The organism is Methanoculleus sp. SDB, assembly GCA_001412355.1.
Taxonomy (GTDB): Archaea; Halobacteriota; Methanomicrobia; order Methanomicrobiales; family Methanomicrobiaceae; genus LKUD01.
Genome location: LKUD01000076.1, coordinates 1 through 15,635 on the forward strand (window position 1 = coordinate 1; position 15,635 = coordinate 15,635).

The 15,635-nt window shown below is 54.7% G+C and carries 11 protein-coding genes; 4 read left to right on the top strand and 7 right to left on the bottom strand.

Going from position 1 to position 15,635, the window contains the following annotated elements; genetic code table 11:
* The first annotated feature begins 216 nt into the window (after nt 1-216).
* A complete protein-coding gene (locus APR53_04595; protein KQC03719.1) occupies nt 217-1,572 on the top strand; it encodes a hypothetical protein in 1,356 nt (451 codons plus the stop codon).
* Nucleotides 1,573-1,589: 17 nt separating this feature from the next.
* Here the strand turns inward: APR53_04595 and APR53_04600 are convergent, their stop codons facing one another.
* Complete coding sequence (locus APR53_04600) at nt 1,590-2,468, bottom strand: hypothetical protein (GenBank protein KQC03720.1); 879 nt, start codon at nt 2,466-2,468, stop codon at nt 1,590-1,592.
* Nucleotides 2,465-4,648 (bottom strand): hypothetical protein, encoded by a 2,184-nt coding sequence (locus APR53_04605; protein ID KQC03721.1) that lies wholly within the window; start codon nt 4,646-4,648, stop codon nt 2,465-2,467. The genes APR53_04600 and APR53_04605 overlap by 4 nt, the downstream gene beginning before the upstream one ends.
* Before the next feature lie 99 nt (nt 4,649-4,747).
* Between APR53_04605 and APR53_04610 the strand changes: the two genes are divergently transcribed.
* The 3 genes from APR53_04610 (at nt 4,748) to APR53_04620 (ending at nt 8,128) form a co-directional block, all read left to right on the top strand.
* Entirely contained in the window at nt 4,748-5,932 is a 1,185-nt protein-coding gene (locus tag APR53_04610) for a hypothetical protein (protein ID KQC03722.1), read from the top strand.
* 189 nt (nt 5,933-6,121) lie between these two features.
* Nucleotides 6,122-6,331, top strand: a complete 210-nt coding sequence (locus APR53_04615; GenBank protein ID KQC03723.1) for a hypothetical protein — start codon at nt 6,122-6,124, stop codon at nt 6,329-6,331.
* A 273-nt stretch (nt 6,332-6,604) separates the two neighbouring features.
* A complete protein-coding gene (locus APR53_04620; GenBank protein ID KQC03724.1) occupies nt 6,605-8,128 on the top strand; it encodes a hypothetical protein in 1,524 nt (507 codons plus the stop codon).
* Nucleotides 8,129-8,313: 185 nt separating this feature from the next.
* On the opposite strand, the gene APR53_04625 is transcribed toward APR53_04620, so the two are convergent.
* The 5 genes from APR53_04625 to APR53_04645 all read right to left on the bottom strand — a co-directional run bounded on the left by APR53_04625 (nt 8,314) and on the right by APR53_04645 (nt 15,556).
* On the bottom strand, nt 8,314-8,784 hold the full coding sequence (locus APR53_04625; GenBank protein KQC03725.1) for a hypothetical protein: 471 nt from the start codon (nt 8,782-8,784) through the stop codon (nt 8,314-8,316).
* Nucleotides 8,785-9,220: 436 nt separating this feature from the next.
* Nucleotides 9,221-10,678 carry a hypothetical protein gene (locus tag APR53_04630; protein KQC03726.1) on the bottom strand — a complete coding sequence of 486 codons (1,458 nt, stop codon included), beginning with the start codon at nt 10,676-10,678 and terminating at the stop codon, nt 9,221-9,223.
* Nucleotides 10,679-11,354: 676 nt separating this feature from the next.
* Nucleotides 11,355-12,212 (bottom strand): hypothetical protein, encoded by an 858-nt coding sequence (locus APR53_04635; GenBank protein KQC03727.1) that lies wholly within the window; start codon nt 12,210-12,212, stop codon nt 11,355-11,357.
* 555 nt (nt 12,213-12,767) lie between these two features.
* Entirely contained in the window at nt 12,768-13,790 is a 1,023-nt protein-coding gene (locus tag APR53_04640; protein ID KQC03728.1) for a hypothetical protein, read from the bottom strand.
* Nucleotides 13,791-14,122: 332 nt separating this feature from the next.
* Nucleotides 14,123-15,556, bottom strand: coding sequence for a hypothetical protein (locus APR53_04645; protein ID KQC03729.1), 1,434 nt, complete (start codon nt 15,554-15,556; stop codon nt 14,123-14,125).
* Nucleotides 15,557-15,635 lie beyond the last annotated feature (79 nt).

Here is a 15,635-nt window from a genome sequence, read left to right on the forward strand (position 1 = left end):
TATTCCTCAAATACCATGTTTTAAAAAAAAGATCATCAATAGTGATGTTTAGTATCGCTATCTCAAATGCCTTGCATTCTATTATAATAGTACTCGTCACACCCCTCGAATAAGGTTTTCTGGCAGTTTCACTCTATCTGAACAATCAGCAATTTCAGAGAAGACCAACGGCCTGTACCTTACATCAAACAGCAGGAGGTATGACATATCAGAAAAATGAAAGTGATTCTTATCGTTGCCATGGCGCTTATGCTTATCATCGCAGCACCGGCAGCGGCAAAATCCATGTATGTAATTGGAGCAATTAACGCGGCAAATGCACCGATTCTTTCCTACAACCTTAATCCCGACGGGACATTTACCTATCAGACCACCACAAATGTGGATCAACACAATTTAGGCCCGAACGGGATTGCCATCGACACAGATTCCGGAGTTTTGTTCATTACCTATGAATCAAGCTCTGTCATCGAAATCGTCGACGCAACCACGATGGTGGGACTTGGCCAAACTGCAGCACCCGGAGCAAGTAATCTTGCCGGGGTTGTCGTTGACCAGAGTAAACAGAAGGTGTATACAATCCAACGGAGCTCAAACAAGTTCTATGTCTATACGTATGACCCCGTGACAAAGACCCTGTCGCTCGATGGCGGAACCTACAAGACGCTTTCCGGCGCGGCCGGGTGGGGTCTTGCCGTTGACGAGACCGCGGGTATTCTGTATGTGGCGAACAACAACCTTGTAGTTAAAAAATACAAAACGAGCGATTGGTCACCTGCAGGTGACATCACACTCCAGTACTCGGCAATGGGAATAGCCCTTGACCTTAAGAACGGCTATCTCTATGCCGGCAACGCGGGAGCGGAACACCACCGTTTGATCCAGTACAACCTCAATACCGGTACGGAGACATCCATCATACCGGATTCAAGTGACGAAGTAGTAGGGCTCGAAGTTGATCCTTTGACCGGCATCCTCTACATCACGACAGGAGATATGCATACCGGCACTTCACCAAACCTCATGGCATATGATTCCTCCCTGACCCAGATTGACACTGAATCCGCAACCGAGGGGCACTTCACTCGCCCAACAGATCTCTGCATTCCGGGCAAGGACATCTCCTACAATCCGCTCAACCTCGTAAAGGCGGACAGCCCCGACCCGGTACTGCCGGGCGGAACAATTAATTACGGGATCAGCTGGGAGAACACAAATCCGACCGCCGTAGATAACGTAGTAATTGTGGATACACTCCCGGCCGAAGTTGACTGGGTCTCAGGAGGCGTCTATGATGGCGTCACTCACACAGTGACATGGACAATTGGGACGCTCACCTCCGGCGAGACCGGGAGTGCCGCGCTTGTCGTGACGGTTAAACCTGCCACACCAGTCGGAACGGTGATTACCAATTTCATCACCATTGACAGCGATCAGACCGCACCGACAACGAAGACCTGCGAAACGCTTGTCAAAGATGCAATCCCGTCTCCCGAGTTCCCGACGCTGGCAGTCCCGATCGCATCACTCATTGGTCTGCTGGGAATGATCTTCCTCGTCAAGCGGAAATAACCCTGAAAAACAAAATATCATTTTTTTTTCCTTTTTTTCACCTCTGAACGATAGCTCCTACTCTGAACAAAGAGATACTCCTGCGCATAGCCTGCATATGCACCGAAATAATCCTGTGCAAAGCGGCGGATTTTATCATATTCACGACACCCCAATACTTTTTGGGGATATTCTTCCGGAAGATATTCCCGGCTCATAATCCGCCGTATCCAGACATCGACGGGAAATGCTTCCCATTTTGAGAACGCGAAGAGGAGAATGCAGTCAGCCACCTTCGGGCCGACACCGCAGAAACACATCAGCTCCTGCCGCCCACTCTCCTGAGGACGTGCCCGCACCCGGGCTGCCCAGTCGGGGTGATCTGCTGCCCGCCGGGCTGCCGCATGAATGTAGCGTGCCCGGTACCCGAGTCGGCAGCAGGTGAGCGCGTCAGGCTCACATGCCGCAAGAGTAGCCGCACCGGGGAGGGCGTGGGCGTCCCCCCACGGTGCGTCCACGGGATCGCCGAATGTTTCGGCAAGAGCCGTAATCATCCTGGTAATAAAGGGAATATGTGCGTTCTGGGCGCAGATGAACGAGAGGAGGCATTCCCACGGATCCTGCCGGAGGATGCGAAGGCCCCTGTACTGCCGGATGGCCCGGTCGATGACGGGATCGCGGTTAATAGAGGCAAGGATTGCATCGAGATCGAGATCCAGCCCGAAATAACGCACCAGAAAGGATTCGGAGATACCCTCGTACCGCAGGCAGTTCCCGTCCTGCCTGATGCGCACCCAGTGTGTGCCGACCACGCCCTGCCACCAGCCGTCCCTGCACTCCCACCGGAATGCCTGGCCGCACGCAAGCGTGCTGTCGAGGTCGAAGGGCTGGGATTCGGAAAGCAGGTACTGCTTCACGGGGATTCCTCCGGAGAACCCGGCATCAGGCCGAGTGCACGGAGCGTCTCCTCCACAGCGCCGTCTTCCGTCACGAGCTCAGCGTCGCCGCCGGGATGGTAGCAGACCCAGCGCACGCCCTCCTTTTCCAGCCGGTTGTAGAAATAGAACGACCGGATCGTCGAGCACGGGCTCTCCGCAAGCATGACGAGCGGGAGAAGCTCCAGCGGCGCCATGCGCCCGGCAAACAGGAGGTAGAGGCGGGCCGTGTCCATCGGGATCGTGGTCTCCACCCGGACTTCCCGGAATACCAGCTGCGAGCCGGTTAGCGCATCCGCCTCGTAGGTGAAGATCCCCTCGTGATACTCCCCCGTGCCGGGTGCGAGGAGCACGGCTCCCGCATAGAGGGTGCCGATCGTCCGCCGGATATCGGCGAGTGACGCCTCCAGTTCGGCAAGCAGGTTTTCCGCTTCCTCCGGGCCGAGAATCCCGCCGTGCGCCTTCCAGGAATTCCGTTCGTCGGCAACCCGGTCGAGGACCGCAAACAGCCGCCGGCTGGTGAGCATGGCAAGAAAACGGCGATCCGCCCCCCGGTACAGACGAACGCACTCGTCCCGGCGGGCCGGGGTGCCGAGGAGGGATCGTGTGCTCCGGGCGAGCCGCCGGGCGAGCACGATCCACGCCCTGAACGTGGCATACCGGTACGAATCACGGAAATACGGGTCATCGTCCAGAAGGCCGGATTCTCTGCCGGCACAGAGCGGTGCGAGGGCGCTTGCCATAATGACGGCATGAAACTCTGCAAGCGCTTCGAAAAAATGGAAGAGATGGTCCACCCGTGCGGAGGTGTCCTGTTCAGCCCGGTATGCCCAGAGAATGGAGGCGAGAGGGAATGGGAGCGATTCAATCCAGGCCTCAATCGTCGCGCCGGGCGAGAGCGACTCCACCCGGCCGCGGATTGCGTCACCGGCAAACGGGTGGTCCCAGAGCTCCCGTTCGAGCCCGTCGATCCGCCCGGCCATGTGGGAGAGGGACGACTGTACGGCGAGCACCGTATTCTGGACGGGCCGCGGGGGAAGGCAGACGGGAATGGTGCGGAGTGCTTCCGCCAGCCCCTTCGCGCGGGCGCGGACCCGGGCAAGCTCGCGTTCGCATTTCCCGAGACGGGTCGTGAAATGGCGGGCAAGGTAGGCAGCCGACGCCTGTTCGGGGATAAGGAGGAGCCGAACACCCCCGCCGGCAAGGGACTCGGGACGGGACGTCGACGCGGTACACTTCGGGGAGACGAAGAGAATGTTTGCGGCACTCTCGTCCGGCACCCGGTCCCACCCCTCATCGATCCGGGCGGCAATCGTTCCCAGAGGCACGGGAGAGAGACCCGCGTCCGCCGCGAGCCAGCCGATATCGGCGAGGAGGAGCGTCTCTGCAACCGATGAAAACGATCCCGGCACTTCGAGAACCCCGAGCTCAGGCACCTTGCCCCGGCGGCGGAGCTCGATGTTTTTTCTCAGGATATCGAGGTGCCCCTGATCGGGGATGAGCCGTGCCACGAAGATCCGGGGGGGCTCCTCCTTTCCGGCAATAGCCAGCACCCCCCCGGCACAGCCAAGCACCGTGGCGACGGACAGCCCGGCGTCCGTAAATCCTTTTTCCAGTGCCCGGCCGATGCCGGGCATCCCGGGATCGCACGGGATCAGTGCGCATACACGCCCTCGCCGGGCAAGCAGGGGAGTGTACGACGCGAGAAGACGCCATACGGTCCCCCCCGGAAAGAGAGCGCCGGGCTCATCGGCAGGCAAACAGCACACGATACAGTCGAAGGAACCCTTCGGCAGGGACGGTCCGGCCTGCCATTCGACCGCCGCATCGGGATTCAGGGTGGATGCCAGCTCCCGCTCCCCTTCCGATCCGCAGAGGGCAATGGCACGTCCGGGAGCCAGCCGTGCGGCAAGCGGGGCGATGAGCGACCCCGTCCCCGCCACGGGATCGAGGATCCGGGAGTGCGGCCCGTCCCCGGCAACCGCGGCAACGAACCGGACGATCCAGTCGGGGACAAGTGCACACCGCCCTTCGCGAAGCGCTTCCGCCGCCGTTCCGGCGGAAAGCGGGGCAGTATCCGCCTGCGGAAAGCGCGGAGGGGCGTCTTCCGCTGAACGAAGCGAATCGTAGAGCTGTTTGAGGTTTCCGTTATCCGTCATCATGGCCCCCGCATGACCCCGTCATTCGTACATATGTGCGCAACCGTCCTATATGAGCACCACCCCGCACGTTTTTATCCAGAGGGCACCCACCTCTCCCCGATGGAGTTTCTCCCCGCGATCATCGTCCTGCTCGCCACCGCGAAACTCTTTGGCGAAATTGTCGAACGGCTCGGGTATCCCTCGATGATCGGGGAGATTGCCGCCGGCATCGTGCTCGGGCCCGCACTCTTCGGTGTCGTTGCCATGGACTCGACCATGGAGATCTTCTCCGATATCGGCATTATTGCCCTTCTCTTCATCTCAGGGGTGGAACTCAACCTCGCCCAGTTGATCAGGGCCAGGACGGTAGCCGCTGCGACGGCGGCGGCGGGCGTCGCCGTACCGTTCGCCTTCGGGCTGGCTGCGGGCTACGCTCTCGGCTTTCCCACGACCGAATCGCTGTTTCTGGCCATCACGCTCTCGATCACCTCCATCGGCATCTCGATCCGCTCTCTCATCGACCTGAAACAGCTCACGACACCGGTCGGCACCACCATCGTCTCCGCGGCGGTGCTGGATGACTTGATCGGGATCATTCTTCTCGCCGGCCTCACAGCCCTCACCCTGCCGGCCGGCACGGCCTTCGCCTCCGCCCTCACGTCCCTTGCGCTCGGCGGACTCTTCCTTCTCGTCTTCGCGACTCTCGGACGGCGGATCATGGTGCGGCTCTTTGCTCTTGCCAGAAAAACCGAGACGCACGAGATGATCTACTCCATCGCACTGCTCATCGCACTGCTTGCGGCGTATCTCTCCCATCTGGCGGGACTCCACTATGCCATCGGAGCGTTCATCGCCGGGCTTATCCTCGGCGACCAGATCCGCGTCGACCGCACGCTTCTTGACAGCCTCATGGATTTCGGGTTCGGGTTCTTCGTGACCATCTTTTTTGCGTCCATCGGGCTTCTCTTCAGTTTTTCGAAAGCTGCCCTCGAATCATCCATGACGCTGATCCTTATCGTGATCATCGTCGTGCTTGCCGTGCTCGGAAAACTGATCGGCGGCTTTATCGGCTCGGCCGCCTTCCTCGGGAGGAAGGATGCCCTGCTTGTCGGTCTCGGCATGTGCCCCCGCGGTGAGATCGCGCTCGTCGTTGCCAAGATCTCCCTTGCGATCGGCATCATCACCGCCGATCTCTATTCGGCGGTAACGGTGATGGTAATCGTCTCCATCGTGACAACGCCGCTCCTGCTCACGCGGGGATTCGCATGGAGAAATGCTTCAGAAACACTCCCTCCCGCGGAATGATACACGAGAGGATCATCACCGAAACAGCACGGAACATCGTGAAAATAAGCGATTAACGGTGGCCCTGCCATCATTGCATGGCATATCATTATATCATCCGTAAAAATATTGATAAATGTCCGGTGAGCAATCAGCACATCCTCCGCCAGTCGGAACCGCCGCGGCCGGATGCAGTGATTGGTGATTTGAGTGAACATCACAATAAAACAGCTCTTGATTATCGGTGTGGCACTCGTGCTTTGTATTGCCGGTTCGACCGGCAATGATACAGGCAATCTCATCGCTCCCGACAGTATCACCGTCGAAGGGATCCCCTCCCCCGAATTCCCGACGCTGGCGGTTCCGGTACTCTTCATCGCGGCCCTGCTCCTCGCGGTCGGTGCGATACGAAAAGATTAGCAAATCTCCTTTTTTTCCGGAAGCAGTCACAGGAGAGATCCTTCTGAAAAATTTCCACGAAACGAATGATATACGAGAGGAATATACCTGCTGGAGAAACGGGCATCGTGAGAATTAACGATTAACGGTAATGCAATGTGAATTGCATGGCATATCATTATATTACTATCAGGGGACTGAAAAATATCTGGTTCGGTTTACCAATCCAGTAATTCTGTTTCTGACTCAATGACGCAGATCGCTAATCGGAACACCAAGCCAGATATAGTAAAGGTGATTTCGGTGAATAGCAACAAGAAATGGCTTTTGATTCTCGGTGCGGTAATGGTGATTCTCCTTGCCATCTCCCCGGTCCAAGCGGTAACCGATGCCGAGATAAAGGCTTCAATTGACAAAGGGGTGGCATGGATTGCAGCCAACCAGAATGCCGCCGGCTACTGGGGGAGTAGCAATTTAGTTGGTACGACAGGCCTTTGCGTCCTGAAACTGGAGGAGTATGCCTGGGAACAGGGAATTGACCCTCTATCCGCGGACTATGTGTACTCGGATCAGGTGAAAAAAGGGCTTGCCTACCTGTTTACGCGAGTACAGACAGGGGGAACGCATCAGGGTTCGATCTATTACTCTACGCAATGCTACGAGACAGGGATTGCAATCATGGCAATCAGCGCCAGCTTACATCCTGAACTGGACAGCGGCGTTTCTGATGGGGCAGGGGGTACGCTGACGTATCTGCAGGTCGTGGAAAACGCCGCCGACTATCTCGTGAGAGCCCAGCTGCAGACCGGGACCTATGAAGGAGGGTGGAGGTATTATCTGGGATATACGAGTGCAGACAACTCGGTATCCGGGTGGGCTACCCTCGGACTGACATACGCCAAGAACAATTTCGGCGTGGCGGTCCCCGCGACAACCCTGACAAAACTGGACAGGTGGATTGATTATATCCAATGTTCTGTGGCCGACTGGCGTTTTGGAGGATCAGGGTATACGTCTTCAACCTCCGGGGTTGACATGCTCAAGACCGGCAACCTGCTCTTCCAGTGCGCCATGGTCGGCGACACGGTTGGAACACAGCGGGTGAAGGATGCACTTACATACATCCAGACGAACTGGAACTACAACTCCTGGGATCGCGGATGGCACTATACCCCCCACGGAAATATCGACTACCAGACAACGTTCTGCATCATGAAAGGGCTCGAAGCCTTCGGCATCGAAACGCTGGACATCGGAGGCGATCCGAATTATGACTGGTATGGTGATATGGCCGGAGAGATTGTCAGCAAGCAGTATGCCGCCGGCAACTGGCCGAACGACAACTATGGCAATACCTATCTGACGACACCATGGGCATTGCTCACTCTCGAAAAAACCATTGAAATTCCCGCGACATTCGAGGTGGTGAAATCCGCCGACAAAACAACGATCTCAGCCGGAGACAGTGTCACCTATACCTTCGAGGTGAAAAACACCGGCTTTAAGGATATCTCCGATGTTGTGCTTACGGACGATAAACTCGGCGTTATTGCAGGCCCGGACAGTGGTGATGATGTGGTGATCGGCGTACTGGAGCCCGGAGAGGTCTGGATCTATACCGCTACGACCACTATCGACGCAACAACGACCAACATCGCAACTGCGACCGGCTCTGATGGAGGAAATCCCGTCGATGCTGAAAGCAACCCGGTTACCGTCACCGTCGGGGACATCCCCGTTCCCGAATTCCCGACGCTCGCAATTCCGGTGTTTATCATCGGTGCTCTGCTCTTCGCGGTGGTTGCGCGAAAAGAATAATTAATTTCTTTTTGGTAAGTGGGCACGGAAACCCGGCCTTCCGTCATCACGCTTCAACCCTGACCGGCAACGAGGACGTGATCCATCCGGAAATACCGGGTTTACTCTGCTTATCACCCTTGAGTGCGGCTTTTCCACACGACTAGCTAAGCTGCCACCTCTCCCGTCACGGACAGAAAACTGTCTTAAATCACCCCTTTTTCGATGAAATACGCAATGATGTCGCACATCTCGACCACGCCGACCGCCACCCCGGCCTCGTCGAGCACGACCACGTCGGGATGGCGGTTCTTTTCCATGGACACCATCGCCCTCTCAATCGATACGGTATCGGGGAGGGTGATATGGCCGCGGGTCATGATCTCGCCCGCCCGTGTGGCCCTGCTCCGGATCATGCATTCGACGCACCCGAGTTTGCGGCGGCTCCGCACGCCGACGCCGGGACTGACGGCCGAGAGCAGATCGAGTTCCGTGATCATGCCCACAAAATGCCCGTCATCATCGATCACGATCACGTCGCTCCGGCCCCGGACCGCGAACAGTCGGTAAATATCGGCCAGCGACGTGTCCGGATGCACCCGCTCGAAGTCGGTGTGCATAATCGCCCGGAGTGATGTTGCCGCAATTTCCTCGACCGGCCCCCCTTCACTTTCCATCCACGGCACGCTCCTGACATGATGATGTGCCCACGATGCCATAAGGCTGATGGTTTCTGCGACATTGCAGGAAGATGCTATACAGATAACACGAAACGACCATATATACTTTTTAACCGGTATAGGGAAGAAAATCGCGGCTTAATACATTGCACTCCCTCTGATGTCCTTATATGAAAATTCCTCTCTTGGCCAGAATCTACAAGTATATGGTGCGTGAGCAGCGGCCCTGGCGATGCGCCGTCTGTACTATTGCCGTCTTCGACGAGGAGGAGAGCGAGATAAATTCCGCGAACTGGTGGATAGTCGCAATAGAGCCAGTTCCATGCCGGTCTAGGATAATTCCCTCCGATAGAACGCTAGTACAGCATACCCCACGCTTAAAAGTCAGCTCCGGAATGAAGAACAGCACGGCGAAAGACGGCGGCCACTAACGTCATCTCCGGTGGAAAAACCAGAATCCGCGCAGCAGGCTGCTTAATGCGGTTTTCAGGTATATATCCCGAGAGAGGACCCACCCGTAGTACGGAATGCCCGCTACCGCGATGCAGACAATCAAAACCGGGACATCGTATTCGGCCCACCGTGCAAGGATGAGGGGGACCAGCATACAACATGCAAGCCCCACATGGGTCAGAACGCCCAGCAGGGCATCGCGGTACGGTACATCAGCAATCCTGAGGATATTCAGGTTCATCCCACCCCAGAACAGAGTTCCTGTTGCTGAAAACAGCACCAGCGCAATGATTGGATCTCCGGATAGCCCGCCTATGATGAGGACGGCAAACCGTGAGGCTAGAAAGGTAATATTGAAAAAAAGATTCGTCCCCTGCCGCTCTAGTACCATATAGATACTCTGAAGAGGTATGGAGATGAACGCGACAAAAATCCATGGTGCGAGGATAGTCGCATACACTCCAGCTATATACCAGTCGCCACCGAGGAAAAATCCAAAAAGATCCCCGCCTGCGACCATCAGCACAAGCACGGGAAAAGCGCCGACGGAGATGAGTCGCAGATTCATCTCCTGCACCACGCGCCGGACGCTACCGGTGGTATTTTTATCATGGCAGGCCTTCTGGTAAAACACCTGCGAGATCGCACCTCCGATAAGCTTCATGGGGATCTGCACGATCTGGGTTGCCAGCGCATAGTAACCTACAATCGTGGGCGAAAAATAAAAGACCAGTAAAAACGGCGGAAGCTGCGTCGAGATGACATCGGCAGCGGACGACCAGGTCAAGAGTAGAGGGAACTTTTTGTACCGGAAAGCAACCTGCATCATTCCCGCGGAGGTGGTGCGGGCGAAGAGACCGGCGTCGACGGTTATGGCTTTTAGCATAGCGAGATCGGCAATCAGGTTGTTTGCCATGGACCCGGTGATCAAGCCCAGCGGGGAAGGTGTGGCACCCATCGCAATCTGCACGGCTTTTCCGGTAAAGGAGCCGGAAACCCGTGAAACCGCAACTTTTCCAAATTTCTGGCGCCGGGAAAGCCAGAAATTCACCACCAACGAACCTGCGGAGAGGAATACGGCGAGCGGAACAAGGATCAGGTATTGTGATATAGCTGGTGCGTTAAGCAGCCTACCTGCGGGTTCGGCGGCAACGAGAGCAATGACCGCCATGAATATGCAGAAGACACCCAGCAGGGCGATTGAGAGCATAAGGAGATGAGCGCCGTCCTCATCTTTCTCCGGAAGCATGATCGCCTGAGGGTAGGAAAGGCAGGAGAATACCGCTGCGATGCCGACGATGGAGAGGAAGAGCTGGGAAATACCGAAATCATCGGGAGCGTAGAGGCGGGTGATGATGGGAATGAGAAGAATGCCGATAATCTGGGCGATCATGCTTCCGGAAACCAGTTTCAGCACATTCTTCACGAAACGCGACATGGCTCTGGAACATGTTGTGCACCCGGCACAAAAAAGCTCTCTTTATCACCGTCGCGTGCCCTGCCCGACCCGTGACGTCCAGTATTCTTCAGGATCCCCGATACCGAAGGCATCCTTCAGCCCGCCGGATAACATCCGATGAATCTGCAGCGAAAACGAAACCGCAACCACACCGCGTTGGTTTCGTAGATTCTCTGATGTGCCGTTGATTCAAGCAGCTTCTCTAAATCAGGATCTGTCAGGAAAATCTGGTCTGTGATGTACACCCTTTCCCGACATACCTTTGCAAACGGGACGGATTGAGGAATGGATGAAAATATTTTCTCCGAGATACATCGTTGTTGTTAAAAAAAGGATTAATATGTTGTCTCATGCCTCCCGGTTTCCCAAGCGGCAATGACGAGAGCATAGAAGAAGCATGAGTAAATATACCCCTCCAGAATATCAGGAACTAGCATTACAGGCCCCCATAGACTCATTGAGTGAGACCTGTCCGGAGTATAGTGCCAGAACACTTTCATCCGGCACATCTGCTGCGCCGGTTTCGCATTCAGGGCATGCAAAATGAATATCCAATGCATTCCGCATAGTCTCCAGCCGCAGGTAAGAATGGCTGTAGAGCAGCTCTTTAGCATGCTTAGCATGCCACCATGTGCCGTGCTGTGTGCTCCTACGCTCATCCCCGTACCTCCCGCAGAAAGCGTGCCGCGGATCTGCCAAAGCGAAAGGCGGGTGCCTCCCACCGGTATGTCATATAGGGCACAAGTCGGGGGTTGAACCGTTTCTTAAACAGGAGTGTTGCTTCATCGTCAGCGCCCATATTTTCGACGAGACTGCATCCTATTTCTATCGCTCGTTCGATACACCGCCACATTAAAAGGTCGTTTGCCCGGTAGGAACCCTGAACGGCAGGGAACCCGACCCAGATATGCATCCGCCCCTGCCAATTGAGGAGTGACACTCCTCCAACCGTTTTACCTCCATCCTTAAGAACCAGAAATTGCAACTGTTCCGGAGAAAGAACATGGCTCAATGTTTCAAAAAACGAGAATTGAACCCCCATCCTGCCGCGTTCCATGAGCTGCCTGTGGATGACGGCGAAGTCCCTGATATCCCCATTATCCACATCCAAACCTCTTTTCTCTAGTTTTCGTATGTTCTGGCGGATTTCCTTGTGAAATCCCTCAAATATTACTGCACTGCCTCTATCAAGATCAAAGACATAGGTATGGGCCGGGGTTGCGTCGTAGCCCTTCCGGAGCCATGGACGGGAATCAGCAGATGACCAGGGAGTGCGCCGAACAACAATGCACCGGCAGTGAAGCGTTTCCTGTAAATAGGCATCAAAGAGATTTTGCAGTTCGAATCCGAGGCTTTCGCGTTTCCGGTTCCGCATCAGCCGCGCAGTCGGGGTGATTGGACCGAGGTACATCATCTGGTCAGCATACGATCCCGAGATAGAGGTAGTGAGGAGGGGATGGCGGTAGACAAAGACCGGATACAGGGCGACGAGTTCTTCCCCACGGTAGACCATCAACGGATACAGCTCCGCGTGACAGGCACGACCGAGAATCCGTTTTACAGAAAATGCCGCCGTTGTAGTCAGCCATGCCCACGTGTGAAATAGAGATCCTCCCGGATCAGTACTGACTGCAGCATCCCATGTCGCACGATCCCGCTCAGTCGCTACCTTCAGTTCGAGTCCCATACTTTCCACCTCAGGTCAGGTCTGGCATTTCCTTGAATATACTGCGCCATCATTGAAAGAAAACGGGCACGGATCACGCAAATCGAAAACATACCCGGCATCGTTGCACTGTAGTGAGAAATGTCATTCAGGCCTGTTTATCGTTAAAGATGACATTGCAGCCGAATACCGTAAAAGTATCGGGAAGGGCGGGGCAACCACCGGAACCCCGCATCACTGTGAAGAGCAGACAAGTGATCCAATATAACCGCACACGACCGTAGCGGGCACCATCAGTAACCCGAGTGACCGGGCGAAGGCAAGAACGGCAAAAGGCCCGTCGTATTCCAGGATGAACGTAATGATTACAGATGCGCTATGGTTGGCACAAGCGCAGAATGATCAGATAAGGCAGTCATAGATAGTTTTTATTATCTGGTAGACCGGCGAAGAATACCGGACGGCAGAAAACCAGATATGCAAATCCGGGTTATATTTCGATTTAAAAAAACGCAGACGTTGGTTGTCTCCACCGTCCATTATTTCGATTGTGGAGCAACCTTTCCGGCATGCCCATCGGATTGCCTCCCAGCTGACGAGGTCGTTGGGTGAAATACTTTTAAAATCTGATTTTTGCAGCCCGATCCACTGGTATAGTCTCCCCCCGAAGTGCAGGGCAATCATTCCGCCAATTTGTTCACCCTGATATTCGGCGGAAAATATCCGTATCATCCCTGAACTGAACGCCGCATATAAGTCACGATAATAGCCTTCATCGGTGACGCGGACAGTTCCCTGCCGGATGAGGGATTTTCGGACGGAACGTACGATCTCTTCGAACTGATTGTAGCCTCCTTCGGTGACGACCACACCGTTGCGGACGGCACGGTTGATGGAGTCACGTGTCCGGCGGTCAATGCGCTGCCAGACAGCTTTCTCACCGCTCGAAAGGTCAAGGCGATAGGTATAATGAGGATCTACATTATACCCCGCCCACTGATAAGGGCGGGCGTCTTCCAGCCCGGGAGGCGAAAAAAGCCGGACAAAATGACAGTGCATCTGGGTGAATAAAAAATGGTCCACAGCATTCTGCACACCGATATACCGACTTTCCCGTTTTTTCTGCTTTAATCCTTCATAATCCGCAATCACCGGCCCAAGGTACAGGGTGGCTGTTCCCGGCGGTGGTGAAAAACCGCAGAGAAAGGTCCATCGATTCATGATAAAAACAGGATAGAGCCCGACAATCGTAGTTCCCACGGAAACGATGAGAGGGTAGAGCTGCGCACCGGACCATGCTGCATCCACATGCATCCACTCCCAGAGGTGGAACGGCGAAGCATGCGAATTAGCTCTGACTATGGCATCCCATTCATTACGTTCGGTCTCGGTGGCGATAGTGACTATATATTTACTTTTTTCCATGGAACTACCGAAAGGTTTGGCTTTACCGAGAATCGTGTCGTCTATGTAAATTTTCTGCTGCTCTAGATAAGATTTGTCTTGCTGACAAGGATTATCCCACCTTCCTGATCCAACAAAATTTGACCCGGCGCTAGAGGATGTATCCATTCTTATCTCGCTCTCCGTACCGCCTGCCGTCAGGGCGGCGGCGGATGCAGCGAGAGTTGCCTGGCTTGCCCCGGGGCAGAAAGAGCACGGGCGGATGCTCTCAGGAAATGCAGGGCTTCTGCTGCATTTTTTCGGAATTACGGCATTAGAGGCTTCAGGTCTTCCGGACACGCATAACCCTATCCCTATTCTGCCTTTCGCTTTCCTGCCGCATAGAGCAGCCCCGTGGGATTGAGATACCCAAGCCCCACAACAAGCACTAAAAACACTGCACCTCCAACCGCAGTGCCTGGAAACAGAGGTAAATCTGCCACCATCATAATGGTAAACGCACCGATGCAGGCAAGAACCAGCCGGTCAAAACGGGCGGTGAGTATTCTGAGCGGGGTTCTGTCATGCATGCAGAAAACCGTACAGGCGGTGTAAATGAGAATAACCAGCGCCGACGCCGCGTAAGCACCTCCAAATCCGAACGCAAGAATCATGGCGTGCGAAAAGAACGGAAACGCGATGATGCTCGCCATCGAGATGAGCAGGAATGTGACTGGGGTGTCACTGGAAAGAGAGAGGCTTGTATAGGCGACATACTGCTGTACGAAGAGCAGTGCGTACCCTGCGGTGATGATGAAGAGGTAATCCCCGGCAGGGGCGTAATCAGATGAAAACAGCAGATCTATGAGCGGATAAGCATAAAAGTAGATTACAATGACGAAAAAGAGCGTCATGGAAAGCAGAATTCTACCTACATCCCCAAGTCCGCCCTCGCTGGTAAAGAGAGCTGAACGATCGTTATTACCGGTTGATTCCGGAATCGAGACGAGATAGAGGGCCGAGGTAAAGAAGGTGATAATAGCAGCGAGGGTTAAGGACACATCGAAGTACCCCTGCCAGACCACACCGAGATCATGACTTATTACGATACGGTTAAGATGCTGTGAGAGTGTCATCCATGCATTGATGATAAAAGCCGTAAAGCCAAAGAGAAAAATTTCCTTTCTCGGCACAGCCACTGACCGAAAGGATGCAACGATGACACGCCATTTCAGTGTAAAAATTCCCAAAAGGACGATCAGAGGCGGTAGTGCAAAAATCCAGAGAATGGTATTAAAATCTGCAATCCCAAAGAGATAAACAGCGCAGATAATGAAGAGCAGCCGTAGCACGCTCGGTGCAACGGATACTGATGCGGCCATCGAATGACTCTTCCTTCCCCGGAGTAGGCCCATGATAAAACCGCCGAGGGTCACGGAGAAAAGCACCACAAGCAGAACGGCAATCAGGAGGTTCCCCTGCCCGGAGGGGATGTTGAGAAACGCAAGAAATGTATTCGATCCGAGTATTAGTAACATGGCGATGAGTGCGGTCGAGAGCACGCCATAGAGAAGGGAAAAACTGAAATATTTTCTCCCTTCGGCCGTATGCCCAAGAATATCAAAGAAACAAAAATTCGTGACGATCTGCAGGGCGCCTGGAATCGAGAGCACGATAAGAGTAATGAGGCCGTATTCAAAGGGCGTTATTGACCGAGCGAGCAGGATTTTCGCGAGAATCCCACTGCCCCGCATGAACACGAGGGATCCGACATAAAATATTGTATAAAACGAGATCGTGCGGTTCATATATACCCCATAGACATGCTACTGGCATTTTAATATGTACTTGACTTTAACAATCTTTCATAAAAAAACATCCGTTTTT

Coding starts and splice junctions, on each gene's coding strand:
- APR53_04595 (KQC03719.1), top strand. CDS start 217: ATGAAAGTGATTCTTATCGTTGCCATGGCGCTTATGCTTATCATCGCA.
- APR53_04605 (KQC03721.1), bottom strand. CDS start 4,648: ATGATGACGGATAACGGAAACCTCAAACAGCTCTACGATTCGCTTCGT.
- APR53_04610 (KQC03722.1), top strand. CDS start 4,748: ATGGAGTTTCTCCCCGCGATCATCGTCCTGCTCGCCACCGCGAAACTC.
- APR53_04625 (KQC03725.1), bottom strand. CDS start 8,784: ATGGAAAGTGAAGGGGGGCCGGTCGAGGAAATTGCGGCAACATCACTC.
- APR53_04630 (KQC03726.1), bottom strand. CDS start 10,678: ATGTCGCGTTTCGTGAAGAATGTGCTGAAACTGGTTTCCGGAAGCATG.
- APR53_04635 (KQC03727.1), bottom strand. CDS start 12,212: ATGGTCTACCGTGGGGAAGAACTCGTCGCCCTGTATCCGGTCTTTGTC.
- APR53_04640 (KQC03728.1), bottom strand. CDS start 13,790: ATGGAAAAAAGTAAATATATAGTCACTATCGCCACCGAGACCGAACGT.
- APR53_04645 (KQC03729.1), bottom strand. CDS start 15,556: ATGAACCGCACGATCTCGTTTTATACAATATTTTATGTCGGATCCCTC.